This is a genomic window from Gloeothece verrucosa PCC 7822, from assembly GCF_000147335.1.
GTDB lineage: Bacteria > Cyanobacteriota > Cyanobacteriia > Cyanobacteriales > Microcystaceae > Gloeothece > Gloeothece verrucosa.
In genome coordinates this window covers 102976-129286 of record NC_014534.1, presented here as the reverse complement: position 1 = coordinate 129286, position 26311 = coordinate 102976, and the positions used below count along the sequence as shown (strand labels likewise).

Here is a 26311-nt window from a genome sequence, read left to right as displayed (position 1 = left end):
AACAGTATTTTAGGGAGAATTATGAATCAAACTACCTTAAAAATTAAAATCGAATCAGTTACACCCGTTGAATATAGTGAAGATGGCGGAGTCAAAAAAGTTAGTGGTAGTTGCTGGTTCCAGTTTTACGACACCAATTCTAAACAAACTCTTCAATCTTCTATCGAGTTTGATGCGTATAACGGCACAGGCGGAGCAATTTTAAATGCTGGTGAAAATGCTGTTTGGATAGCTGTAGGTCGCTTGGATATTTTCAAGCCATCTCAGACCTCACCTAATCATTCCTTGTTGCTTCATATTCAGCAAGCCTTTTTGGTTAATGCGGCTCCTGCTTCAATTGACGCGGCTCCCGTCGCTATACCTGAAGTTATCGTTCCTGTCTCCAAACCTAAGCTAGAGCTTGTAGGTGCTGGAGTTGGAGCGGGGGCACATCAGAATGGTAAAAAGCCAATTGATGATAATTGCGACGATATTCCTTTTTAATTGTTTTAATTCGAGTTTTTGGGGAGAAGGTAGCCATTTGGTGCTGCCTTTTTATCCATAAAAATTGCTTAAGTCTTGCTAAGTATGCCTAGACTTGGATACCCAGAAATCCTAATTGATTTTGCTCTTATCTAATGCCGCTAGGCGATTAACTCACTCTAAAATAAAGGTAAATTCTTAATAAAAGCCGATGATCAATCCAACCTTAATAGCAACAGATATTTGGATTCCTGCCAAATGGGAGGATTTTCTGCAAATTATTGAAGACCCTGCCTATAAAAAAGCTAAAGCTTATTATTATCACCATCACATGAGATTAGAAATGCTACCCGTTGGTTTTGATCATAGTAAAGACCATAGCGTTATTGTCTTTGCCATTAATTTATTTAGCGTTTACGCAGGGATTCCCCTCACTTTATTGGATAACTGTTCTTATCGTAAGGCAGGGATAAAAGAATGCCAACCCGATATTTCTGGCTATGTAGGCGATAAAGCTAAAATTATTCCTCAAGGAACAAATATCGTTAATCTCAATCAATATCCCTCCCCAGATTTAGTTGTTGAAGTGGCTAAAACCAGTTTACTTGATGATTTAGGCACAAAGCGCTCTCTCTATGAAGCATTAGGGATAAAAGAATATTGGATTGTTGATGTCGAAAATACTAAAATCATCGCTTATCAAATGCAAAATAAGGGGTCTTACCAGATAGTTAGATCTAATGTTCTCTCAAGCTTAGATATAGGTATTTTAGAAGACGCTTTACGTCAAAGTCGTCAATCCGATCAATCTGCGGTTGGCAAATGGTTAATGACACAATTTCAGCCTTAAAAATATCTATAACCCTTATTGTGTATGGATTAAAGACAACTTTCCTTTGTCTCGAGGTGCTTGCAAAATCCTGAAACCTTTGCTGTACAAGGATTACGGCTAGTGTACTTTAAATAATTATTGTCACTGTTTAAAGAATTATTGTCACAATTTTTAATCCCCTCCTTATAGTCTTAAGCTCTCTCTGCATCTTGCTTTGAGCCACTTAAGAACCCAAAATAACCTCAACCCACATTTTAAAGTAAATGATGTCATTTATTGAAAAACCCTGCTAAACTTTTTAAAGTAAATGATGTCATTTATTGTTTTCTCAAGCCAACCTTTGTCTTAAACTATCATGACGCTATCAGGCATCAACCCTAATGAAATTGAACTATGCGCTGATGAAGAGGAACTAAAGTCCGTAAAAAGCTCAAAAATTCTTCAAAATCCCTTAAAGCTGATTAATACCGAACTTACTCCCGAAGTTGAACAAAAACTTGATGTCCTGAGTGCGATTGGGCAAGCATCCAATAAAAACGAACGTGCAGAAGCTATCAAGCAAGCCGCTAAAACCCTTGGAAAAAGCACTCGCACCATTAGACGGTTGTTGGCAAAAATAGTTCATGAAGGGGTGGCTACTTTAGCGGTTGGTCGTCAAGATAAAGGACAGTACCGCATATCTTACGCAGTGGCGTGATTTCATCATCAAACTCTACGAATGGGGACAAAAAGAAGGTTCAAAAAGCAATATCAGTCAACTCTATGTAGCAATAACGTCTTTAGCGTCACAAGGAGAAAAACTCAGAACAGAGGTACAGAAAAAAGATGGTATTGCCAAATATTTAAAACCTTATCCTGAAGTCTTAGAAGATTTAATCGCGCTCAAATATCCTTCTCATGTCACTGTCTATAAGTTTAAAGCACGTCATCCGGGCGCGGATATTGACCATCAAATAGTGCAAACGATTGACGAAAACCTACATATCACCCATAGTAATCAAATTTGGCAAGCTGACCATACTCAACTGGATGTATTTATTGTTGAAAATATTAAAAATAAAGATTCATTACTCAAACCCGAAATTATCCGAGATAGAAAAGGAGAACCCATCCGTCCTTATTTAACAATTATCATGGACAGTTATTTTGGCTGTATTGTCGGTTATTATTTAGGCTTTGTGGCAGCCGATTCTCATCGAGTGGCATTAGCTCTGCGTAATGCCATTTTACCTAAGCAGGTAAAAGAAAAGTATGGATTAATTAATGAATGGGTTGAACATGGGATTCCCGAATATCTTGTAACCGATAGAGCTAGAGAATTTAAAAGTGACCACAAGAAACTCGTGGCCACCCAGTTAGACTTTAAATTTTAGGTATGATTAAACATGTCGTTTTAAATTTTCAGTCTCTCTGATTAAAAGCTTAATAGCATTATCTTCATCAGTAGAAAGAGTTTTAATTGCATAACGTTCATTACTACCTAACTTTTTAGCTAAATAAACAACACTACTTCCTCCTTGCCCAAGTTTGACTTGGATATCATACTTACCCCCAACAATTGCACCCTCAATTGAATTAGACACAAAAACTCTCCTATACTAGGCTCAAATCTCACAACGTTTAGGCAAATTATGCAAAAACTCGTTTGATTTATCTTCTTTGTGATTATACTTGTTCTCCGTTTAGAATACCCAAATTCAGCCGACGAATTATCATACTCTCCGTTTTTTCTTGGTAAAAAGGTATAATTTCCTGACTATACTACAACACCTGACAATATATCCTCTTGTTTTCGGTATCCAAAACCTTATAAATTCGTTGTAGTATAATTATTCATTTTTAACCCATGTAGTATATCTTAGGTTTTTTAATCTCGAACAATTATCCTAATGGATTATTATAGAAAAAAATTTTTTTGTTAAAAGCGGATATTAACTCCCAGACCGAGAGTTTAAGTGACCAAGCTATCAGTCAAGCTCTGGATCTGAGTATCTCAACACTAGAGAGAGTACGTAAACGCTTTGTTGAAGACGGCATTGAAGCCGCATTAGCCCGCAAAGAACAGGTTAATCGCAAAGCGCCGCGTTTCAATGGGGAGCAAGAAGCTCATTTAATCGCCGAACGCCTGTAGCGAACCCCCACAGGGGCAAGGACGTTGGACTCTACGATTATTAGCCGAAAAAATGATAGAACTAAATTATGTTGAGCAGGTAAGCCATGAAACCGTGCGTCAAACCTTAAAAAAAATTAATTACAGTTTTAGTTTCTAGACTTTTAAATCTTGATTAAGTGCTTTAACCTTTGATGCCGCAAGGCGTTGATCACCGGACAAAAAAATTAGAAGAAATGGACGATTATGAGAGTGCTTTAACCTTTGATGCTGTAAAGCGTTGATCACTTCCTAAAATAGACTTAGTTTTACCTTTATCATCCTGTGCTTTAACCTTTGATGCTGTAAAGCGTTGATCACTTGATCAGGTTTTGATTATTTAAGCCTTTTTTTCGAGCGAGTGCTATAATTTTCAAAAATGCACCTTTCCTTTAACCAAGCCGCTTCTTCCCCCGCCCCGACATTAGGACTTGGTTTAAGCAAAAATTAGCTTTATTTCCTCCGTTTAAACGAGTTACGGATTTCTTCTTGCTGTTTGAGATAGTTTTCTCGTATTCGCTCTCTACGGCTAATTCCGAATTGTTGCTGCCAAAGTTCTTCTTTTTCACGCCATTCTTGAACTTCTTCTTCTCTGTAGGATAAAGCGTAGGCAACGCCGGCACTACTCATATCGGACTTCCAGACTCTTTCTTTGAATTCCGGACGGGGTGTTCCGTCGGGATAATAAGAGTAACTATCATCCCATAAAGTAAAAGGAAACTCCCATTCCGGCAGAAGATTCCCTTGCTCGTCGTAGAACTGTTTATCGTAATCATCTAATCTCATATTTGGGTTTTTTCCCATTTTTTTTCTCCTCAAAATATAAATTTTTTTAATTAAATTATGGTTTTACACATTAAGCACATCGATTTGATATCTGGCGAATATCTTCCCAATCCTTTTGCTAACCAACGTCAAGAGCAACCTTACTGGATCGAGAAGCTCTCTAATAGCTTGCTAGAATCATTTTGTCCAGATATTTCCGTCAGTGTAGGACACTTGGATGAGTTCTACGTTCAATCAAGTGACCCAGAGCGAATAGCCCAAGCCGAAAAAATCTTAAAGAATCACCCCGAAGGACACAAACTTATTCTAGCGAATGGCGATCGCTTTTTTTACGCGCCAGCCGAATACGAACCTATTATTAACGAGATTCTGGCGGGATTGGATGTAAAAAAACCCGATCTTAAAAATCGTGGGGCTTACTCTTCACTGTTAACATCAGATCAAAAATCAAACCAAAAACGAACTGCTACCATTCTAATAGTTGACGATGAAACTGGGGAAAACGGAGGTATTCTTGATAAACGAGATGCCTGGAAATTGACGGGTGACTGTCACGGGAAAATGTCTCCTCAATTTGCCTCTGAAGTTTTTAAAACGAATAATAGAGCAATTCAGTTTAGAATAGGGCTACTCGAAGATAAATATATCGGTAAAGGTACGCTCACTCCCCGATGGCTTGACGGGGATGAGCATGAACTCTTTCGTCCTCTCAAATTTTCTAATCCCGCTAACATTCCCAATATAGACCTTGTACTTCCTTTATCATCGTTTAAGGGAACAGCTAAAGGTAATATCAAGCCTGGGTTAATTACTACAGAAATTGTCATTACTGAGAAAGACCGTTCTAAGGCCCAAAAAGAAAGAGGTTCTTTAATTTCGGCCTCTCAACCTGTACAATATTACACTGAAGCCTTAAAAGACACGACACCTTTACTTGAGCAACACCTTGAAAAGCTTCAAGAGTCTATCGAAGATCCCCGAAAGCTTGAACAGCTATATCAAAAAGCCACACTGAGCGGCGAGGCGGAAGAATCCGAAGTTGAGGAGAATCAATTTCAGGATTTAATTTCTAAATTAATTGAAAATGATAAATACGGACAGTTACGGGAAACGGAATTTTACAAAAAAAAATTAGAACAATTTCAGGCTAAACAATGGAAGGAATCGGCTATAGGCAAATTCGTCAAATTTAACCGGGCTGTTGTAATTCCTTCCAAAGATTTAGAACTCGGAGAACTTTACTGGAACGACTACAAGCCTGGTGAGTCAGTTTTAGGCTTTCGATCTCCTATGATCGGTAAAAACGGCTTAAGAGTCTCCACCAACAAACCTGTTGAAGAAGGTCTAGCTCCTGACGGTTCGCCCTTAGAGGGTGTTCTAGTCATGAATGACTTTTCATGGCCCAGGTTACATCAACAATTGACTGGACAACTGAGTGTGGCACTTACCACTCATCCCGACAAGCAACCTCAACTTCAGCAGATTCTAGAACAGTTACCTACTGCCAAACAGCTTAAGGATTCTTCCGGGAAGGAACGGGTTCAATTAATTGACTCGATTAATTTATCTCTTGAGACGCTAATCGAGTCCGGCATACCTTTAACTCCCTTACCCTATGAAACTGACAATGAAGCTGACGGGATGGATTTTGATGGCGATACATACGGTTTCGAGCTAATACATAATTATCCCCATCTAGCTCAAGCAGCAAGACTTCACGCACTCAATCCCGATACCCCAATCAAGAAGGAAGATAAATTATCATTTGACCCTTCATGGTCATTCGAACGGGTTGCACTATTTATGGCCAACTCGCCGGTCGGGGTGATTAACAATCAGGTGACGACTGTTCAATCTTTTAAAAATGAACTTGATATTTATAGAGATTACGCTAAACCGGCACAAAAACGGGAATACGCACAAAAATTAGCTAATACCGCCAACAGACTTATTGCCACTGAAAATAGAGAGAAAAATCCCCGTCCCATCCCACCTGACTATCGAGAGCAAGTTTACCAAATTGCCCAGATTGCTACCCAACCCCTCGATTCAGGGAGTGCTGGACAAATCTTTAATTTAACCGAACAAATCTATGATGAGTTATTGATCGAGGCGCAGTACAATAATCAGATAGCCGTAGATATGTTTAAATCCGCCCGTCCCCCCAGTATGGCGCGAATTCAACAAGATAAAGGGGCACTCTACCGCAAACTGGAAACCATCACCGACAAAAAAGAACAGGGACTCTATACTGGCGATCGCATTCTCAAAGCTACTGGCGTGACACCGGTGGAATTAATGGCTCACGTCACCAACGGGGCGTTCCGTTCTGAATCTCTTGAGAGCCGTCCCCTCAATCAATTTCGGGATTTTTTCCCCAACGATTATACGGAACAGCAGTTTCTTGAAGTAACCGAAAAAAAAGGAGAATTTGATGGGCTTTTCAATCGAGCTACTGCCTTACGAAAGGAACAAGAAAACGAACCGGGTCCCGTGTTGAACTTCACTACCCCTAAAGGGAATAAAGTTCGTATAACCAACTTAATAGCCTTTAACAGCATTAGTCACTTTACTCCTCTCCAATCTCAAGATATTACCTTAAGCTTTGTCGAAAATGACGATAAATCGACCAGGGCAAGCCATCAATTAGCGGCTCAAGCCACTCTAGAGGGGAAAACTATTACTCTCGGTACAGTTAAAGAATCAGACCGAGAAAAATTTAATATTCAAGCCGGGATGACTGTTCCGGGGACGGCTAAACTGGGCCAAGCCCTCTCGGACGCTGAGATAGACCTGCTATTTAAACAAGCGTTTGATGGGGCAAGGGAATGGAAGGAATTGCTACCTCCCGAACAGATACAGCAATATTTCGGGGCTACGGGTCATTTAGCTTGCCGGGAATTAAAAAATCAAGCCAATACGACCCAACATTTTCTGTTTGCCGCCTTTGCCGATGAACTCATCGATCGCAGTCAAACTTTTCAATTCAAGGAATTCCTCGTCGATAAACTAAAAGACTACAATGAGGTTCCCTCTCAACTCTTTAATGAAGAGGTTCAATTAAGGGTGTCCCCCATTACTATAGAGAGTAAAGAAGGGGAACGGATCGGGAGGCTGTGGGAAGTTCATAATCCCGAAGACGATCAATGGTATTCATTTGGATTATCTTCTGTTAAAGGGGCACAGCTTCCCCTTAACACCACTGTTACGGGCCAACTTTCTGGGGAGAATCCCGCTACGGCTCGGCTCGATATCATCACCCCAGAAATTCAGCAAAAACTTCAGCCTTTTTTTGAAGGGGGGGGAGAAATTATCTTCGGGCAGATCAATAAATATGCAGCCGCCGGGGAATTTTTTAATGGCCAGACTGAGACATTTACGCTACGTCGGTTTACCCCAGAAACTGAATACGTAGTTTCTGTAGGTGATAAAACCCTTGGGGTTGTCGATCGCAATTTGATCGCTCAAATTGCTCAAGCCAATTCTTTCAAGGCCACATTAACGACTTACGGGGTAGATAGAGGGCGCTATGCGATCGCTACCCTCAATAATGGTGAAAAACTGAGGATTAACAAGATAGCTTTCCGAGGACACGACGACTTTAAGGGAGAATCTCTGATTTCGGAGCCGGTACAATTAAATATCAAGGCGACAAAAGCGGCTGAAGAGGTGGGTGTAGAAACGATTATCGACGGGTTTCCTCAAATTATTGGAGTATTTGGTTCGCATCGGGATCAGAATCCCGGTAAGCAAGCTCTTACCCAGGCTGGACTCTTAAAAGATGGAGTGACTTTTGAAGCGACTATTACTTCAAGACTCACTCTAGGAAAACTACAAATCAATCCAGATACGATACAGTACCCCCCTATTGGAGAATGGACGAAAGCGGCACATTTAGTTCCTGATGAGCAAAAACCTAAGCTCAATCCGGAGGTGGCTTACTTCCTCAATCAGGTTTCGACTCACCCCACTTTAGTGTCAGTATCAAGCGAGCAATGGCAATTGCCCAATGGGAAAGAGACTACTTTACCAACATTTAAAATTACAACCGATGTCCGTAAGGCGGCTGCTGTAGAGAAATATTTGGCTGATAATAAAATTCCCTTCGCCTTTAAGACTTCCGCCTCCGAAAAGCAGCGATCGCTGATTAGTTTTGCCATAGTTGAAGGAGATTTACCCCGTTCTATTCGCAGTAATTTAGAGGATAAATTCGGTACTCCTCTAGAGGAAGCAGCACACCAACAACGGATAGGGGAAATTTCTCCTTTCAGCCGCTCAGTGCAACAACAATTTTTAGAGCGCCAAGAGCTTCAAGCTTACCTAAATCTCAATCCGCCCGAAGTTCCCTTACGGCAATTGCCCATTTTATTGTCACTGACGGAAAACGCACCGGTGGAAATTTTATCCCCTTCTACCTTACCGGTTCAAAAGGATATTACCAATTCTCCCAATGCAGAAAATCGAACATCGTTGCCTCTAATTTCTTCTGATTCAAAAGACCCTCTTTTGGCTGCACTGACTAACCCCACTGAAGCCGCTCATTACAAAGGCAATATTAAAGCTCATTATCCGGTCTCTTTTCGAGATAATCCAACCCGTGAAGCCATTGGTAAAGATCATCCCGATTACGGGTATTACAAAGCAGAAAAATATTTCAGTGCTAAAGCCGCAGGTGTTCCGTTCGTTAGTGCTGAAGACGGCTATAAATATTATGCCCGTTCTCTCGATACCCATGAACAGAAAGAGGCCTTAATGGCTGAAATTATAGCGGCTAAACTTACCCAATATCCCAAGTTAACTTTGGAGATTGAGAAGCGAGGGGGAGTGAGCTATTTAGAGCAATGTTCCCATACAACGAGTGCCAATAATAGTAAATGGGAAGGTATTGGACGCGATAGTGCCTTTATTCGAGCATTAATCAAAGGATATGAAGAGGCGATCTTACAAAAAGCTACCTTTTTTGATGAACAGGGACAATTGAAAAAACCTGGGTTACCAGGGCTATTAGTTCCCCCCGGTTCTTCGGATGCGGTTGAGAGAAACCGAATTAAAGACCGTGCGATGGCCAACCTCGCTACTCAATTTATAGGGATACCTGCTAACCCTGATCTTCCAACATCCACAAAAGATTATCTGGCAGCTTGGAATTTATTTGATAGGGGCAATACTGGCAAATATACAGCCGACGATATTGTTATGGTATCTGGCAATCTTCCACGTTCTACCACCAAGGGCACGATTACCCCTGAGCAAGTACAGCAAACCTTTGACGAGAACTACAAGCCGCTATTAGATAGGGCGATCTCAGCCGGGGCACAGTTTGTCGTCGGGAATGCGGCGGGAACCGATAAATTGGTTCAAGAATATTTAAACAAAAAAGGATATCAATTAGAACAGACAGAGCAAGGATATTTAAAGAGCCATTTGATTAATCAAGAAATATCGGGGCAAGAACCTTCAATATCTGAAGTTACCCTTTATATCGTCACTAGAGAAGAAGAAATCAAAGAGAAAAATAGTAAAACAATCAAATCTGAGCAGACTACAGTTGAAGAAATTACTACCGTTGAATCTGAAATTGAACCTTCTTCGACTTTAATCGATCCAGAGTTTAGTCCTGAGCGGCTACAAATACAACAACAACGTACTCAAAAAGTTGCACCAGTTCTAATGGCTTTGCTCGAAGCCAAAAAATTAACTCGTTCTCCTCAGTTGAGCTATAATCCCGAAACGAATCTCACATCTTTAGAAGGAAAAGATTACGACGTAACTTTTGACGGTAAGATTCTTAATCTTTTGGATAAATCCGGTTCTCTTAAAATGATTGCCTCCGGTGTTCGCAATCAGGATACAGGCAAGGTTGATTGGTCTTCTTATCCTTTACCTCACGGGGGAGAAGGCTTAACTGAATCGGATGAGGCTAAATTAACCGATCCCCAGTTTCGCCAGTTGGTCAAAGAAATTTTGCTTAGAGCGGCTAATAATTCTACTCAGAAATATCATCAAAACGGTCATCATTGATCTATCAGAAACCCAAAAACAGGAGTTTTCACGCTCCTGTCTTTATTTAGGATATAACTATTAAACCAAGGAACTTGATTATTAATAATTAAATCAGCTTCAGTTGGTTTATGTGTCACGAAAAACTGACAATAATTTGCTAGTTCTCGCTAAATACAAGTTAATAAATTTGGACGGCGATTTAGATAATTTATAAATTTTCTCATTTTTGAGTTTCGATTAAGTTTAATGTTTTAGTTCCCACAGATTTTCTTCGATCCAAGTTTGATTGAAATTATTTTTAGTGGCAATTTCTTGGAGATATTTTTGATAATCTTTCTGATTTTCAAGGGTGGGATTATTGCCAAAAATTGCCCCAGTGCGCCAACTAAGAGGAGGAGGATACCCGTATTTCTGTTTAAATTTTCCATCAGCTATTGAAGGCGAGGCTCTTTCATTAAAGGCTTGCCTTAAGAGCGATTGGTAATATTGATAATGCTCTTGGCGGTTAGGGGGAATACAGAGATGTAAAGGTTGGGGAGGAGCCGCCAAATGTTTCGGGGGAAAATTAAATTTACATTCAGGACAGTTAGGAAAGGCGGCTAGAATTAAGCGATCGCACCCCGGACATTGTTTAACGGGGGCTTCTCCACCTTCTTTTCTTCTGGCGGATGGCTCAATGTTGAAATCATCCTTCGTTAAGGACTCAAGGAAACCGAACCCTTCAACCATCCCTACAGGGTCTAAGACCAGGCAATCTCGCTTAATGCGACCATCGGTGACGATCCTCGCTCCTCTGCCTATCTGCTGAAAATATTTCGCGCGACTGGTGGTTAATCGCGCCAAGATCACACAAGACACGATGGGCACATCAAACCCCTCACTGAGTGCTTCACAAGAACACAAAACTTGTAAATCACCGGTGTCAAGTTGAGCATAAAGTTTTTCCCGGTCATCGATGCCCATCGTGCCATCAACTTTTGCAGCCCTCATCCCAACAGCATTAAAATCAGCAGCCAATGCTTGTGCGTGTTCGATATCGATGGTAAAAGCGATCGTCTTGCGTCCCTTAGCTTTGGCTATCCACTCAGAGACAATATGCGATCGCATTTCGTGCGTGTTGCATTTTAATTTTAAAGAAGCTTCAGTATATTCCCCAGAGCTATGGAGAACTAGCCCTTTTTTGTTAATCTTGCCAATGCTGTAGTAGGAGAAAGGAACCAAAAAACCTTGTTCGATTAGCTCAATGGGTAGGGGAGCTAAAACTGAGGTTTCATAAATGTCCCCCATACTCTGGCTTTTTAAGCGTCTCCACGGTGTTGCCGTTAGCCCGATGATGGTTTGATTATTTTTTTTGGGAAGCTTGGGGCACAGTTCGAGGGAAAAGTTAAACCAGTTAGTCAGATGGGACTCATCAAATATGGCTACGGTGAAGGGAAATTCAGCTTGCAACCATTGTTTTCCCCGCCTGGATAAGGTTTGAATTGAGGCTATCTGTACCTGTTGGCTTAAATTTTCGGGGTAAGAACCGGCAATAATGCCATAGGGGAGATTTATTCCTTCTAATTTTTTAAGAGTTTGTTTGATCAAGATATCCCTATGGACCAGAAAAATAACTTTTTGCCCTAGGCTGACAAAATCACTGATTAACCGGGAACCGATGACGGTTTTACCCGCCCCGGTTCCAGCTATTATTAATATTCTTTGAGAAATTTTTCTTTTAAAATGGGTTTCTTCAATGACTTTTGTTTGGTAGGGTCTAAGTTGCATTGGGGTTACGGTTCTCTCGGATAAATTCACACTTGGCGATTCCGGGGGTTATATCCTTCCAAACTCGATCTTCATAATCTTTTTTTGAAAGATTTACTTGTTGAACGTCAAGAGCGGTAACTTTTATCTGCGGGATCTGGTTTGTATATTGCCGGTTGAATGTGACGATAGTATCCCCCTGATACCATCCCACCCTGCTTGGCTGTGGATAGTAACCCGGACATCCTCGCCCTCTAAAAACTAAAACGTAATTATCGTACTTGACTGGGTTGAGCATACTGTCACCGGTGCTTGGCAGTTTCCACAATTCCACTTCCGGCAAATCATTTCCCCAGACAATCAAGGCCACTCGAGCGGTCCAACAATTATCGGGTTGTTCTCGCAAGAAAGGATAAAATCCTAATTTTTGGATCTCTTCATTTGAAACGCAGTATTTCCAACGAATGGAATAAAAGTTGGCTTGATTATTGTTTTTTGCCGGAGATGATGCCAATTCTTTTGTATCTACGCAACTCGAAAGAAGAAGAACTGTTGTAGTTAATAAAATTTTTTTAATCATATTTTTTGGGGATAGAATAGGAAAAAATTTTTCCTATTCTTACACTTTGAGGCTTATTTCGGATGGTTCCAAAGGTACGGAAATCTGTCTGTTAACTTGCTCTAGCAATGCTACTCAGAGCAAATTTAACGATGGTATTGCCGTCTTTGATAGTCTTTTCGACGACGCGGCAGGGCGTGTCTTTAAAGGTGTTCCAATGTTTTTCCAAGCTCCAGTTGCCCAAGGTTTCGACGGGTTCCCCGATCGCTTCCCCGTTGTTCAGTTGTTGGATCAAAAAGCGTTTGGTTCCGTTGTACCTCGGATCGGGTCCGATTAATTCCAGGATTTGATATTCTTCCCCTTTTTCAAATTGACTCTTAGGTTTAAGGGGACGCGGGTAATACTTAACGATCTTTAGGGGTATTACTCCATTGCCTTTGGGAAGGAGTGAATCGATCAATTCTCCACTTTTATATTTCTCATTGGCGGCTTTAATGTATTCAGTCTTTATTCCCACGGGTGCGGTGAAGGCGGCTTTTGAGCCTTCTACCTCCAGATAGAACGTTTGCCTTCCTATAATGGTTTCGGTATTTTGCGTCTCGGCACTGAGGTAATCGGTTTGATGGTTAACAAATTTTAGGGGAAGTTTGATCGCTTTTGGGGCCGGCCCTGCATCATATAAATGCAAAACGTCCTTCTCATCTAGATAGAACTTGGGAATCGTCGATTGAACCGATCCATCTAAATAAAATAGACGAAAAATTCTTGTATCTTCTCCCAAATTCTTTAAATAGTCAGTTAAGATTTTATCGTCAATTTTCTCACTTAATTCTTTAACTGAGTAGTAAATCTCTCCTTGCGTTCTCATCACTTCAGCTTGGTCGTTCAGAGAAAGATCTTTGAGCATGGATAAATCTAAACACATTGTACTCATGATTGGCTCCTATTTAAGGGAATAGCTTGTTTATCGGTGATTTGATATTTGCCCAGATCTGGGCATAGGGAATATTGGTCTAAAACATCAGGATTCTTTTTATTGAATTGATTGATTTTTAGGCAGGGTTTGTCCGGTTCTATCAAATTAACTTTTGGAGGCAGCAACGGATCTAAGTAGGCTCTCCATAATAATTGGAGTTGGCCTTCATTAATGGCATATAGAGCATATAGGCAATACTTTATGCCGCATAACTGTTCGTTATTAAAATCTACCCAGTGGAGGGCTTCTCGGTTGTCGTTCCATAAGTAAGTTATTTTCAGATTTGATAAAGCATCTGCTGATAAATTTGTATTTTCTTGGGCAATTTGAGCAACCGATTTTTCATTCAACTCTCTTAGAGTCAAAGACGAGCTACATCCGGTGAGCAAGAATAAGCAAATCAACAATTTTTTCATAAGGGTTGGCGAAATAATCCGAAAGCTGAAACGAAAAAATATCCTAAAATTAATAAAACAATTCTCCAACTCCAATTAATTAACTGGACGGTGGGCTGATGAATTAAATCAATAAAGATTTCTTGAAGTTTTTTTGCCTCTAAATTATTTAGCTGCTCAGTTAAACTGAGATTAGGATTATATTCTAAGGAATAACGACGGAAAACATTTCGATTGAGAACAGAGTTTTCTCCATTTTCTAAAAATTTCAAGATTTTCTCGGTTTGTTTTTCCCTATCGGTAGAGGTTGCTAAAAACCTAGGCAAAAAAGGATTTTTAACTGAAAAGCGCAGTTTCATAGTTTTGACCATTTTTATTAAAAAAGTTTTTTGAGGGAGAAATCCTGCTGACCGGACGCGCAAATCCTTGATACATACGAATTTGCTCCAATTGTTGATTGAGGAAGGGAACTGAGATAGAAGCTTGGATTTCTTTTTGAACTTCTAAAATTAATTGATAAAATTTCTGGGGATAGGTTAATGGATAATTATTGACCAATTCCACTGCTTTTGATGAGGTTTGTCGTTCAATCGCTACATATAATTTTGTTTGTGCTAATTTAACGACTTTTCCAATTTCAGCCGGAGTATAGCTGGCGTAATTGACTAAAATATTCTCCCATTCTTCTGTTGTAAAAATGTTCTCTAGCCAAGAAGGGAACCGTTTTTTAAAGTGTAGGTTAAAAATTTCATACAGACTTTTTTCTGACAAATCGTTATCGAAGAACCAGATATATTCAAATCTTCTGAACATTTCTGGCGGCAATAACGATAAATGGTTAATCGTGACGAGTAAGATAACTGGTGTGGTGTGGTCTTCGAGCCAGTTGAGGAGTTTGCCGACCATTTTGGTGGTTACTCCACCCTCTAAACTTCCACTGATGGCTTTCTCAAATTCATCGATCGCTAGTATTGTAGGTCCTAGCAGATCGACTAAGTTTAAGACGTAGCTCAGGTTGTCCAGGCTCTCGGCATCGGAATCTCCTAGCAACTGATTCCAATCGCACATTATCAATAAAGCACCGGTCAACTTAGCCGCTAGTTTGGCGGTTAGGGATTTGCCGGTTCCGGGTAGCCCCCAAAGCATCATGCCCTTGGGTGGCCTCAGTCCTATCTGTCCGGCTGTAGGTTGAAAGAGGGCGGCGATAGTTTCTAAGTCCTTTTTGAGCAAATCTAACCCTGCAATATCCGGCACATCGGGTTCAGGAGCCAGTTGTAATCCTCTACCTTTAAGTTTTTTAGCTTTGTAAGTTAGAACGTCCTCTGGAGTTTTAGCTAATGGAACGATCGTTTTAATCTCTCCTATCGATAATCCCAAGCAGCCGGTTTGATATGAAAGAGAATCTTTGCCATATTGTATCAACAGTTTTCTCAGCATATCTCCTTGAGGTAAAGGAACTTCTTTAATTTCAATCAAAGGGTGAAGATCTGCGGGTAAATCAATGTGGCTATCGAGTAAAATTAGGTTTTTCCCTTTATGGCGGCTCAGATACTCGTAGGCTGTAATTAATTTATATTTATCTTCCCGGCTGAGTGGGTTGAGAATTCCCTCGACAATATAAGTTTCGCTCCTTTGAAAACCATTTTCGTCGATATTATTTTTGTAATCCAGGCAATATAGCCAATTAGGGGTAGCCAATTCCGGTTGGCAAGGATCTGAAGGTTTAAAAGAGAGTGTGCCTGGATTCCACAGCCAATAAGAGCGGAATTTTTTGAGCAATATTCCTCGATCTATGGGTGGACATTTAATGGCGTAAAAGTTTTTAAGCATTGTTTATTAGTTGTTAGTCATTGGTCACTGAAATTTTCGTTGATTGGGAGGAACTCGCCAAACGACGCAGTATCCCGTAGTAGCTTGTTTATTTCCCACAATCTTGCCATTCTTGACTAGGACTTCTCCCCATCCAATCCCCAATCGGGCTACATCATCAGAGCAGGAACCATCAATTAAACTGGGGTTCCACTGCATAATCTTTCGGGCTAATTGTCCCTCGTGGCTTTTCGCCCAAGCCAATAGTTGTCGGTTATTCGCACTTAGGGAAGCTAATTGAGATTGCTCGAACCACCAATAAGTCAAAGAAGCGCCTAAAGAGAACAGCCCCATACACAACCCGGCGATTTTCCCTCTCTTTATCCACTTTTGACGCGGTGTTGCCTTATCTTGTCTTGAGAGCAATTTGTTGACTGAAAGGGCGATTTGCGTTTCAACGTTGGTCACGCTGATACTCTGCAATCTATCTAGTTTTTCTGAGAGTGCCCCCAATAGTTTAGTGATTCCCAGTTCAAAGGCATTCCCAATGACGTTTGGTGCATTGAGGGTAATTAAGGAATAGTAGCGGCAGGTCAACATTAGGACAAATAGGGGGTCGTTGGGCTTAACCTTAGTTTTAATGAGGTAGAAAAAAACTTGTTGGGCGAGTTTTGGATCTACATCAGAAAGAGCTAAATCAACAATTTCTTGTATTTCCGGGTAAGCCTTAATTTCTTCAGTAAGTTCTTCAATAGTTAAGGTGGCTGTCATTTTTGTATAGGAAGTTGGTTATCTTTATAATTTAAGCTTTCGGTCAATTCTGTGTATTTAATCCATTCAGGATTCCCAATGATTAAATTAAAAACTAGATCAATCTTTTTAATATATTGATTCAAGTTGCTTCTTTTTAAGACGGTTAATTTATCTCCTCCATTAATTAAATTATCAAAACTTTCTCCCTGAGACAGAGAATCTTCTAATTGGTATCGGAGTGCCGGGGACAATTCGGGAAAAGTTAAAACGGGAATTTTATTTCGGTTAATTTCTTCGAGAAACGATTTGGCTTGTTTTGAATCTACTGATTCTAGATATTTAAAGGAATCACTTTGTCCGTTTTGTCCTTCATTTAAAATTAAAACGGTCTTAATAAAATTTTTGCCTTGGTATCTCTTTAAATGCTCTAAAAAAAGTTTGGTGCTTTGAAAAGACCCATCACTGATAAAAAAGAAATAAGTGGTTTCATAAAATTTATGCTGAATTTCTTCTTGAAATAGTCCGAATTGCTCAAAAGCATTATCAAAGTTCTTTTGAACATTTGAGGGAAGATTGATAATGACTAGAGGTTTAATGTTACTTTCGAGAATTTCTAGACTTTCAGAAATTCTATATTTATTATCAGTGAATTCTAATTTCAACATCCAGGGATAATTTTGATAAATTTGATATACGTCATCCACAGATGGATCGGCATCATATACGGTTATTCTATTAAGCCATTTATCTTCCTCTGTGGAATGTCTAATCAAATAGGCGATTAGATGCTTACAAACATAGCTTTTTCCGGTTCCTCCTTTTTCTCCCCCAATGATGACGAGGTTTTGGATTTTTTCTTCTTGAGAAATATTTCCTGAATTATTGTAGGTTTCTCCTTCCATTTTTCTTTTCCTTGGCATTTGTTTTGGATTTTTAAGGTAGTTTATTCACAAAAATTTTCAAATTGATTGCTAACTTTATTTTTTATTTCTTCTTGACTATCCGGCTGGGTTAAATTAAGTTCAGCCAGATAAGGCACTGAGTTTCTCGAGAGGTGATCTAAGATGGACTGCATATTATTAATTAGTCCTTGGAAGTAATTTTTTAGACTTAATAGTTCTGAGATTAACTCTTTTTGTTCAGAAGGGGAAATTTTGCTGCTGATTATGGGTAAATAAACTCCTTTTAAAATTTTAATTAAAAGACTTTTGATTTCACTACTATCTAAAATCAGCATTTCCTCATTTAAAACTTGGTTCAGTTCGTTTTCCCCTTTAAAGTTGACGTTCAAGGTGATTTTTTTGCCCATATTCATTTAATTATACACTTCTTGAAATAGTCCATAGCAATCAGCTAAACGCATAAGCAAATCTTCTTTCTTCTCAGTTTTTAAAATTAAAAATTTTTCAATATCTTGAGCTAAACTTTTAGTCATTAGTCGAGGTTTTATCGTTTTCATTTTAAATTCTTCATTAATATAAGGTTGTAGAAATTCCGAAGTTCCACCAGCAAAAAGGAGTTCATGATATTCAAAATTATTGAGTTCTTTTTTCAACCATTCGTTGATGTTGCTCCACAACTCTTTTCTTAAATTATGGAAATTTTTTGTTAACACGGCTAACTCATTCTCTCGGTTTTCTTGAATTTGGCTTTTAACAATTTTTGTTAAATAGTTGGGGTTCTCTCTGGCTTTCCACAAAGCCAATACAGTTTCTCGATTTTCTTCTTGCCCAACGGATTTTTTGCAGAACATTTCTAAGAAACTATGAAAGCCTAAATTAATTGTTTTTCCGCTTTCATATTTTATTCCCTCAAAAATTAAGTAGCTTGTATTTCGATGTCCGATCATAATTATGATCGTTTTTTTTCCGTTTTCTAGTTGAGATGATTGATTTCTTAAAGTAAGAATTCCTAATCCTTCAGGGTAAACTTTTATCTCTTTAGGTTCAATAGTTATTTTATTATCTCGATAATAATACTTTTTAAGTATCTTTTTTAAAACTATTTTAAAGGCTTGAATTTTTTCTTTTTTAAATTCATTATAAGGAAGTAACAACGTGATGGATAAAGGAAAATTCTCATAGGGGGTTACTCCTTCTAATAAAAACATTTTTCCGATAGTTGCGGCTATTCGGTAGCATCCTTCATCAGTTTTTAGCTTGTTTAAATTAGTTATTTCATAAAATTCGTAGGCAAGTGAATCAGTAGCAATTGCTGTGCTTGCTTTTTTCGTTGTTGTTATCCAACTGATATCTTCCGATAATTTCAGTGTTTGGTTCAGAGAACGGTGATGGTTGAGTCGACTTTCGCTGATTTGACCAATATTAGGTAATAGGGTAATAGCAGTCGGATGATTGTTCCCTAATTGGTAGATAGTCTTAATTTCACTTGACCCTAGGTCAATACAAATCTTATTTTTGAGCATTTTTTTCCAAAAGCTTACTTTTACTCACTTACTACAGCGATAGTGAGGGATAAGTTTATTGATAGTGTGTCGCTCGGGGGGATAACGATCTTAACAAGACTTTGGAGGGGCAAGTCTGTCATTTGATTTTAACTTACCTCTTTTTAAAAAAAATTGCAACCTTTTTTTCCTTGATTTTGGCCTCTCGACAGAGCCTTCTTTCAAAGAGGGCAACTTTGACGTAATTATTCAACAATTACGTTTTTTACTCTAAAAGCATTTTTTTTCTCTTACATTAATACTACATCCTCCTTCTCATTCCCTATTTTGTGAAAAATTTTGACAGTTTTTTTGTCATTGGCGAACAATTAATCACTTTTTTATCGATTAAGTCTATTTTGATGTAATTACTCCCAAAATAGCTGAACCGTTATTCGGCTTTTTCTCAATTCTTCATACTTTTTCGTCATTTTAAAGCCGTTTAATGATTTTAAATTGTACTACAAATTTTCGACGCTTTTAGGGGTATCGATACGGCTTTAAGCAAGCTATGTCAAAATAGGGGGCAAGGTGAAAAATGAGGGTCAAAAAGATTTCGTGTTAACCAAGATAGTCAAGGGCAAGAATTTTGATGGGGTCTTGCGTTACATCTTCAGCAAGCCCAAAGCCAAACTGGTGTGCCAGAATCTACAGGGTACAACGATAAGCGAGCGTGTCAGCGAGTTCAATGAGATCTCGAGCCAACGCAAGCGGGTACAGCGCCCAGTATTCCACGTATCCCTGTCATTGCCCAAAGTCCAAGAGGTATCAAAAGGCAAATGGAAGCGCATCGTCAACTACTATCTCTTGGGCATGGGTTTTGATGATTGTCGTTACGTCGCGGTGCGGCATAGAGATAGAGAACACGACCACGTACACATCGTGGCCAGCCGCGTTACTAACAACGGACTGTTAGTCAGCGACTCCTGGGATTACCTAAAAACACAGGCCGTAGCCAGACAAATCGAGAAACGCTATCATCTGACCCCGACCCCTTCATCGAACCAATGTTTGGCGACTTCCCCAACCGTGAGGGAACGTCGTAGTGGCGTTGAAAGTGTTAGAACCCGACTGCAAAAACAGATTACCCTAGCCGCTTTTGCCTCAAAAAGTGTTAGCGAACTGGTCGAGCGACTAAAAGAACAGGAAATACAGGTTTCGTTCAAGATGGAGGGATCTTTCCGCAAAGGAATTATTTATCACTATCAAAACCTTCATTTTTCGGGGTCAAATTTGGGACGCGGCTTCAGCGAATACGGACTAAATCGTTACCTCTTAGGGCATTCAAACGAGAGCTATCCCACCATCGTTTCAAATCCCTCGCCTTGGTTAACTCAGCAACAAGCCCTTCTTCTTTATCGGAAATACGGCAAAGATGCAGAGACTTTAGCTCAAATAGCTCAAAAAGCCCTTCTGGATCGTTGGAACTGGGATAGTATTCGTTTTATCCTCGCTCAGGGAGAGCAATTTAACAAAATTAAACAGAAAATAGGGCGGCGCATGGCGTTGAAGTATCTCAATGTGGTAATCGCCAGTGTCAGCGACGAGTCTCATCAGCCAAAGGGCATTGAGTTCGAGAAACTTTACGTTTCGCAACATTTGAATATCGAAGCAAAGTCAAGCAACGAACTTACGCTTTAAGCAAATAACAGTTAGGCAATTTATTTAATTAATTTAAATTAATTTCATTTTATTTAGTTTTTATATGCTTTATTTTTGATGTTGATCTAAAAATCAACAAAAACTCCGTAATTAGATATATAGAGGCAAAAATTTTGAGACGAATGATGAACCCAGTGAATGAGCAAGTAAAAACTGAATTATCAAAGCGCCTGGAACGGGCGCTCGATATCGGACGCTCCTTGAAACTCCAGTCTCCTCAAGATTGGGAGAACTTGGTTCATTTGTATTCCTCTAAGACTGGGGAACGCATTTTGGCTCGATCCCAACGGGATGAACAGGACAAGATCGTCGGTGTTTATTACCTTTTGCCTGAGCGTGAAGTTGACGAACAGGAGGTTTCAAACAATTCTCTCTTAAAAGCCGTTTGCCATTTAGCCGAACAATCCCATCGTTCGGGGGTTGATGGGGTTGGTTTCAATCTTGAGGATCTCCAATGGGGGATGAACCTAGCAAGCCTTATCGAGGAGGGGCAGCCATTATCTCCCGAAATCGCTCAAGAGGCTTTGGCGCGAATCGGCAAATACAGCAAACAATTGCAAGAAGTAGAAATTAAATTACCAGTATGGGAGGAGATCGCCCATCACTACGATCCATCTCTTAAACCGATGGTAGTGGTGAAAGGCAACGATTTGGGGCAACCGTTTAACTCGATGGCGGCACTTAAAAGTGCCTTAGCCCAACCGGTGAAGCCCGAGCAACAAAATCGGTTGCTCTCTCAATCGGGGGAACTTCTAACAACTATAGCTCAACACTTTCGCAATGGGGGCGAATTATCCGGTTTCGATATCATCCAGGCTTCTTTGAATCTGGCTGGTGCTTCCCTAATATTAACTGGTGGGATGGGAGAATTCATCCGTTCCCACCAGGCGAGGGAATATGACCCCAATTCTCCTGTGAAGGACTATATCAAAGATTTACGGGACGTTGGCAAGTCGATGGATGAACTGTCTCCTTTAGCCGAGTTGGTGTTGTCGGCCAGGAAAGAGGAAATAAAACCTTTTGAACTTAAAGGAGGTGAACGTAGCGAAATAGCCCAAGTCTGTGAACGATTACTCGATTATCAGAGCCGCTTGCTTCAAGCTCTCGATATTGAACGAATGCCTAAACCTTTAACGGTATCTTCTAGTAACGAATCCCTCAGTGGGGCGATTGTTTTGCTAAAAACGAGAGCTAAAGAGCTAAAAACGTTAGTTGAGGAGGCATATTCTCAATCTCAACCTCTAGAATCTCTCAATGGGGCAATCTCAGCAGAGGCACTTTACTGTCATGTCCGTGATTTTTTGGCCGCGCGAGAAGCCGCGTCGGGTCGCCTTTTTAATCCCAATTTGTCTTATGCTCTATCCAATGACCGGGGGGAAACCTTGGAATGGAGTCGAGACGGTTTGGTGGTGAGCGATCAAAGTGGAACAGTCGCTTTGGTGATCCAACGACAGGAGCAGAACAAACAGCATAAATATGTTGCGATCAAATCTTCTTCTCCTGATTTGGTTTCCCGGGTCGAAAATTTGCCAAATGAAGTGGAAACTATTCAACAGAAACGTTGGGAAGCTGCTCTTTTTGAGGAATTAAAGAGACTTCCTCAATTTGTTGAAGGAGGCCATCTCAAGGTAGGAGATTTTTGCTGTTTTACCTTTGAGCCGCAGAATGGTTCCTGTCTGGTTCGGGCTACTTCTAATGCCGATGAAACCCTGTTATGGCAAAGCCGGGAAACCATAGAAGTCAATCATTTCGACCAGGAAACTTTGGCTAAATTGGCTAACCGTTTGCATCGTCCGGTAGAAACGACGAGAGTACGGGAAAATCAATTAGCTTTATCTGTCTGAGGAGTTTGAAATGACTTTAGCACCAGGGCAAACGCATCTAATATGTCATATTCAGAGCAAAGAAAGTGTATTTGAGGAGAAAAAAATGACTTTAGCATTAAATCAAAAACGATTTTTTGGCAACCTTCGCCCTTTTGATTGGTTTTGCCTGATGTTGGGTTTCGGGGCACTCGGATACTATCTTTATACGGTTCCCTATGTGCTTTTGCTAGCCGGAGTAATTTTTGGGTTGCTTTATCCGTTTATCGGCATTCCGTTTATATCCAATGATGGATTGGTGATCCGGCAGGTTGACATTAAAGTTCCCTATACCAATTACCGAATTACCATTAAAATTTGGCATATCCTCACATTAGCCCTGACTCTATCCTGGCTTCTATTGACTATCGGGCCTTCTGACGCTTTTTTCTTGGTAACGGCACAAGAAAAAATGCAGAATATTATTTGCGCGGCTACTAGCACCACTAGCGGTATTGGGGCAACCACAGGTGGGGGATCAACGGTTACGGGAACTACTACCTGTAGTTCAGCCGGTATGGTTACGGTAATTTTCGATATTATCCGCGTTGTCGTAGCATTGGCGGTGATCGGGGGAATTGTCGCGGTGATCGTCCAGGGGCAGCAGCAGCAGGATGTTCGCCCTGCCGTCATGTTTATCGGTATTGTCGTCGGTGGAGTTTTAATTGTTGAGGCGGCCAGCCGGTGGCTACTTACTTAGGGCGCTTCGACGATTGAAAGGAGGATTAAACGATGGACAAGCAACAAAAAACGGCTGACTCTTATATTCAGGTCGTACCGGCATTTGGCAACAAACCTCCTTTTTTTCTCTTGCCTTTTCTCCCTCCAGATCAAGTTCAACCCATCCTCTATATCGGTGCGCTCACAATAGTATTTTCCGCCGGGTTGGGCATTCCCGTAAAATTTGGATTTATTTTATTTGTGTGGTTTTCGGGGGTTTGGGTGGGGCTGAGTGGCTTTCGTCCCTGGCTTTTTATCAACCGGTTCGTGCCTCTCCCTGGTAAAACCTATACTAATAAGGTTAGTGATTTTATCAGCACCGAGGGGGAGCCGACTCTTCATCATCAAAAACTTCAGCTTAATCGAAAAATGGTCAAGGTTAAGAATCAATCGGGCAAAACAGTGACGTTGAAACCGTTTCAGGCTGACTGCGATTTGCATGGCATCATCGAAGTTCAATTAGATGGCTACAAGTTTGCTGCCCTGTTGCTGTGCGATAAAAAGGGGAAGTGGTCAGCCAATATTCCTTTTGAAGTCGAACCCATTCACCACGAGCCTTTTGATGAAGATGTGGTCGCCTCTTACGAAGCTCTATCCAATCTGTGTGAATATTTGGTGGACGCAGAGCGAATCAAGTTTTATATCGGTAAGAAGAGTGACGTACTAAGCCGAGAAAAACAGCTAGAGCGAGATATTCAAAATTGTGAAGCACGCGGCTTAACTTTGAACGCTTTTCTTCACCGTGCCGAAAAGCAACGGAGCCGGGAGTTGACCGCAAAAGGCTTGCGACAAATTTGGGAACAGAGGATCTACTGTTCTTGGCGCTATGAAAAAGCCCTAGCACGAAAGAACGATTGGCTTGGAAATTTTATCGGGCAAGGAATGAAAATATGGAATGGATTTGCACAATATTTGCTCAATACCCAAGTTTATCATCAAAAATTGACTTATGCCAAATTAGGTCAATCCCTCCATAGCGAGGGATTCATGCCCTGGCAGATGATTCTCAGGCAGAAAGGGAAGCTCATCGTTTCTCCTCTTTCTGCCGAAACGATCTGGAGAGAGTTATGGTATCGGTTCAACCCGGCCAATTCTAGTGTTCCGGCTATCCCTCAGTTAATTCAGGTGTCTCAAGATAGCCGGGGACAAGTGGTAGCCGAAGTGCAGCAAAACTACCGCAAGGATATTTTAAGCATTTTGTTGATGGGAGCTAATGGGAAAAAAGCCACTCCGGATGTGACGAGCCGCGATTGGGTTTTTTGTAACGGTCAGTACATCGCCGCCATGAGCCTCGATGGGGGCATGAAGCAACAAGGTAAGCCCAAATCCTATGGCACCTATCGGGAGGCTCTGCGATTTTTATTTAATAAGTTGAATTCGTCAGAAATTCGAGATGTGGAGTTTTGGGTTGAGTTAGAACCCTCTAATTTAGGCCATATCGAGCAAGATCTCGATAATACGGCCAAACGGGGGTCCGCCAATAACAAACACGCGGCACAACAGGGGCGCGTGATCGATGTTGCCGCTACTATGCAGCAACAAGAATCCCTGGAAGCCCAAAAACTGATTTACGACGGGCGTAAGCCGGTGAGCATCGGTTTTACAGCCCTAATTTACCGTCAACAACCGCAAGAGCTTCAACGGGCCTGTCAGCATCTCTCACACCATTTCGGGACGGTGAAACTGATCGAAGAAGATCAGGTGTGCTGGCATCGGTGGCTGGAATGTTTACCTATTACTGTCGCTAGGCAACTGACCAGCACCTGCGAGGGACTACTTACCTTTGACCCCAGACTCGTTTTTCCCTCTTCTGAAGCTCCGAGCTTAATGCCCCTGAGTTGTCCGTTGGATCTAGATCCGGTAGGAGGGATCGAATTTTTATGTCAGACCAAGCCACTTTATTTAAATATCGGCAATAACCCTTATAATATCTTGGTTTCTGCCAAAAAAGGGGGCGGGAAATCCCTAATGTCTTTTGGATTGATCCGTCATGCCCTTACTCACGGTCCCGTACTCGGCTTGGATCTGAGCATGGGGGGGTCGTCGACATTCGAGCTAGTCTGTCAGATGTACGGGAAACGGGCGGCTTATATCGATATCCTCAAAACAGCCTACAATCCCCTAATGATTCCCGATCTACGCAAGTTATCTTCCCAATTACGCTCAATTCGCCTACCGATCTGGAAATCTGAGCTTAAGGAGTTTCTCGTTGGGTTAATTATGGGGACGATTGAGGATGAAGCCTTGGAACAGAATGTTCGTGCCCTCCTGCAAAAAGCTCTAGATGCGTTTTTTGCATTTGCTCAAATTCAACAGCGATATCAGAGGGCACTCGAGGCGGGTTTTGGCTCGGCGGACTGGGAACGTCAGCCCACCTTGACCGATTTTCTGCCGTTTTGTTCGGTGGAACGCCTAAAATTATTCAATGCCTCTGCGATACAGAAGGAGACGTTAGACCGGATTCGTCTCATGCTGGAGGCGAAGATCAACGACCCGAATATCGGTAGAGTTCTCTCTCAACCCTCAATGGTCAATCCTGACGCGGATTTGATTTTCTTTAGCCTCTCTGGGTTAAGCGACCACCAAAACGCTCTTGCCATCGCTAACATTGTTCAGATGTCCTGTACAAATCTCGGTTTGTCTCATTCCCATAGCTTATTTGTGATGGATGAGTGTTCAACCATCTTTCGCGCTTCTCGCAATTTTACGGTTATGGTGGGCAAAAGGTCGGCTGTCGGGAGAAAGTTTGGGCAGGGCACACTTTTGATCGGTCAAGATTTAGAATCAGTGATTGAAGCGCCTGCGGCTTCTCAAATTATGGCCAATTTAGATGTTGCTTTGATTGGCCTAATTAATGAAGAAGCGGCTAAGGTTTATCATCAACATTTAGGGATTCCGCGACGATTGATCAGCCCAAATGCCTCTTCCCGATTCGGAATTTCTTCTGAGGAATTCATTAGCCATTGGCTCTTGCGAAAAGATGGGAATTATTGGCAAGTCGATTATCCAATTTCTTTAGTCGAATTAGCGGCTTTAGCCAATAGCCCAGATGAGAAAAAATTGAGGCAAAAATATATTTCAGATGTTCCAACTGTCCAAGAGATAGTCCTTTTTGCCAAAGCTTTAAAAGAAAAATTTAGGGAGGCTGCCTAAA

At 40.9% G+C, this 26311-nt stretch carries 22 protein-coding genes; 10 read left to right on the top strand and 12 right to left on the bottom strand.

The genetic code is table 11. The annotated features are described in order from the left end of the window. Nucleotides 1-21: 21 nt before the first annotated feature. From CYAN7822_RS30815 to CYAN7822_RS30805, 4 genes are all read left to right on the top strand, one after another. The gene (locus CYAN7822_RS30815; protein WP_013334849.1) at nt 22-483 is read left to right on the top strand and encodes a hypothetical protein; all 462 of its coding nucleotides are present in this window, start codon (nt 22-24) and stop codon (nt 481-483) included. A 190-nt stretch (nt 484-673) separates the two neighbouring features. Next, entirely contained in the window at nt 674-1312 is a 639-nt protein-coding gene (locus tag CYAN7822_RS30810; RefSeq protein WP_013334848.1) for a Uma2 family endonuclease, read from the top strand. 337 nt (nt 1313-1649) lie between these two features. Continuing rightward, nucleotides 1650-1991 (top strand): helix-turn-helix domain-containing protein, encoded by a 342-nt coding sequence (locus CYAN7822_RS39250; RefSeq protein ID WP_049802792.1) that lies wholly within the window; start codon nt 1650-1652, stop codon nt 1989-1991. Beyond that, a complete protein-coding gene (locus tag CYAN7822_RS30805; protein ID WP_049802791.1) occupies nt 1942-2667 on the top strand; it encodes a DDE-type integrase/transposase/recombinase in 726 nt (241 codons plus the stop codon). The genes CYAN7822_RS39250 and CYAN7822_RS30805 overlap by 50 nt, the downstream gene beginning before the upstream one ends. A gap of 6 nt (nt 2668-2673) precedes the next feature. Here CYAN7822_RS30805 and CYAN7822_RS30800 read toward each other — a convergent pair whose 3' ends face one another. Further along, nucleotides 2674-2877 carry a hypothetical protein gene (locus CYAN7822_RS30800; RefSeq protein ID WP_041934246.1) on the bottom strand — a complete coding sequence of 68 codons (204 nt, stop codon included), beginning with the start codon at nt 2875-2877 and terminating at the stop codon, nt 2674-2676. 332 nt (nt 2878-3209) lie between these two features. Between CYAN7822_RS30800 and CYAN7822_RS35045 the strand changes: the two genes are divergently transcribed. Further along, on the top strand, nt 3210-3425 hold the full coding sequence (locus CYAN7822_RS35045) for a helix-turn-helix domain-containing protein (protein ID WP_049802790.1): 216 nt from the start codon (nt 3210-3212) through the stop codon (nt 3423-3425). A gap of 471 nt (nt 3426-3896) precedes the next feature. Here the strand turns inward: CYAN7822_RS35045 and CYAN7822_RS30790 are convergent, their stop codons facing one another. Continuing rightward, nucleotides 3897-4247 (bottom strand): hypothetical protein, encoded by a 351-nt coding sequence (locus CYAN7822_RS30790; RefSeq protein WP_013334847.1) that lies wholly within the window; start codon nt 4245-4247, stop codon nt 3897-3899. A 39-nt stretch (nt 4248-4286) separates the two neighbouring features. Between CYAN7822_RS30790 and CYAN7822_RS30785 the strand changes: the two genes are divergently transcribed. Next, nucleotides 4287-10250, top strand: coding sequence for a ribonuclease H (locus tag CYAN7822_RS30785; RefSeq protein WP_013334846.1), 5964 nt, complete (start codon nt 4287-4289; stop codon nt 10248-10250). 225 nt (nt 10251-10475) lie between these two features. Here the strand turns inward: CYAN7822_RS30785 and CYAN7822_RS30780 are convergent, their stop codons facing one another. The 10 genes from CYAN7822_RS30780 to CYAN7822_RS30735 all read right to left on the bottom strand — a co-directional run bounded on the left by CYAN7822_RS30780 (nt 10476) and on the right by CYAN7822_RS30735 (nt 18895). Next, a complete protein-coding gene (locus tag CYAN7822_RS30780; RefSeq protein ID WP_013334845.1) occupies nt 10476-11999 on the bottom strand; it encodes a DEAD/DEAH box helicase in 1524 nt (507 codons plus the stop codon). After that, on the bottom strand, nt 11989-12558 hold the full coding sequence (locus CYAN7822_RS30775) for a hypothetical protein (protein ID WP_013334844.1): 570 nt from the start codon (nt 12556-12558) through the stop codon (nt 11989-11991). Before CYAN7822_RS30775 ends, CYAN7822_RS30780 begins: the two co-directional genes overlap by 11 nt. Nucleotides 12559-12649: 91 nt before the next feature. Continuing rightward, on the bottom strand, nt 12650-13471 hold the full coding sequence (locus tag CYAN7822_RS30770; RefSeq protein WP_013334843.1) for a hypothetical protein: 822 nt from the start codon (nt 13469-13471) through the stop codon (nt 12650-12652). Continuing rightward, nucleotides 13468-13929 (bottom strand): hypothetical protein, encoded by a 462-nt coding sequence (locus tag CYAN7822_RS30765; RefSeq protein ID WP_013334842.1) that lies wholly within the window; start codon nt 13927-13929, stop codon nt 13468-13470. The genes CYAN7822_RS30770 and CYAN7822_RS30765 overlap by 4 nt, the downstream gene beginning before the upstream one ends. After that, entirely contained in the window at nt 13926-14267 is a 342-nt protein-coding gene (locus CYAN7822_RS30760) for a hypothetical protein (RefSeq protein ID WP_013334841.1), read from the bottom strand. The genes CYAN7822_RS30765 and CYAN7822_RS30760 overlap by 4 nt, the downstream gene beginning before the upstream one ends. Beyond that, nucleotides 14245-15738, bottom strand: coding sequence for an ATP-binding protein (locus CYAN7822_RS35040; protein ID WP_013334840.1), 1494 nt, complete (start codon nt 15736-15738; stop codon nt 14245-14247). Before CYAN7822_RS35040 ends, CYAN7822_RS30760 begins: the two co-directional genes overlap by 23 nt. 24 nt (nt 15739-15762) lie before the next feature. Next, complete coding sequence (locus CYAN7822_RS30750; RefSeq protein WP_013334839.1) at nt 15763-16488, bottom strand: DUF6753 family protein; 726 nt, start codon at nt 16486-16488, stop codon at nt 15763-15765. Continuing rightward, nucleotides 16485-17390 carry a hypothetical protein gene (locus CYAN7822_RS30745; protein WP_157872025.1) on the bottom strand — a complete coding sequence of 302 codons (906 nt, stop codon included), beginning with the start codon at nt 17388-17390 and terminating at the stop codon, nt 16485-16487. The genes CYAN7822_RS30750 and CYAN7822_RS30745 overlap by 4 nt, the downstream gene beginning before the upstream one ends. 23 nt (nt 17391-17413) lie before the next feature. Next, nucleotides 17414-17779 (bottom strand): hypothetical protein, encoded by a 366-nt coding sequence (locus CYAN7822_RS30740; protein ID WP_157872024.1) that lies wholly within the window; start codon nt 17777-17779, stop codon nt 17414-17416. A gap of 6 nt (nt 17780-17785) precedes the next feature. Then, complete coding sequence (locus CYAN7822_RS30735) at nt 17786-18895, bottom strand: ParM/StbA family protein (protein WP_013334836.1); 1110 nt, start codon at nt 18893-18895, stop codon at nt 17786-17788. Nucleotides 18896-19444: 549 nt separating this feature from the next. Between CYAN7822_RS30735 and CYAN7822_RS30730 the strand changes: the two genes are divergently transcribed. From CYAN7822_RS30730 to CYAN7822_RS30715, 4 genes are all read left to right on the top strand, one after another. Further along, entirely contained in the window at nt 19445-20554 is a 1110-nt protein-coding gene (locus CYAN7822_RS30730; RefSeq protein WP_049802788.1) for a relaxase/mobilization nuclease domain-containing protein, read from the top strand. A 143-nt stretch (nt 20555-20697) separates the two neighbouring features. After that, nucleotides 20698-22419, top strand: coding sequence for a hypothetical protein (locus CYAN7822_RS30725; protein WP_157872023.1), 1722 nt, complete (start codon nt 20698-20700; stop codon nt 22417-22419). 85 nt (nt 22420-22504) lie between these two features. Continuing rightward, nucleotides 22505-23137, top strand: a complete 633-nt coding sequence (locus CYAN7822_RS30720; RefSeq protein ID WP_157872022.1) for a hypothetical protein — start codon at nt 22505-22507, stop codon at nt 23135-23137. Between the two features lie 32 nt (nt 23138-23169). Next, entirely contained in the window at nt 23170-26310 is a 3141-nt protein-coding gene (locus tag CYAN7822_RS30715; protein WP_013334832.1) for a hypothetical protein, read from the top strand. The last annotated feature ends 1 nt before the right edge of the window (nt 26311 follow it).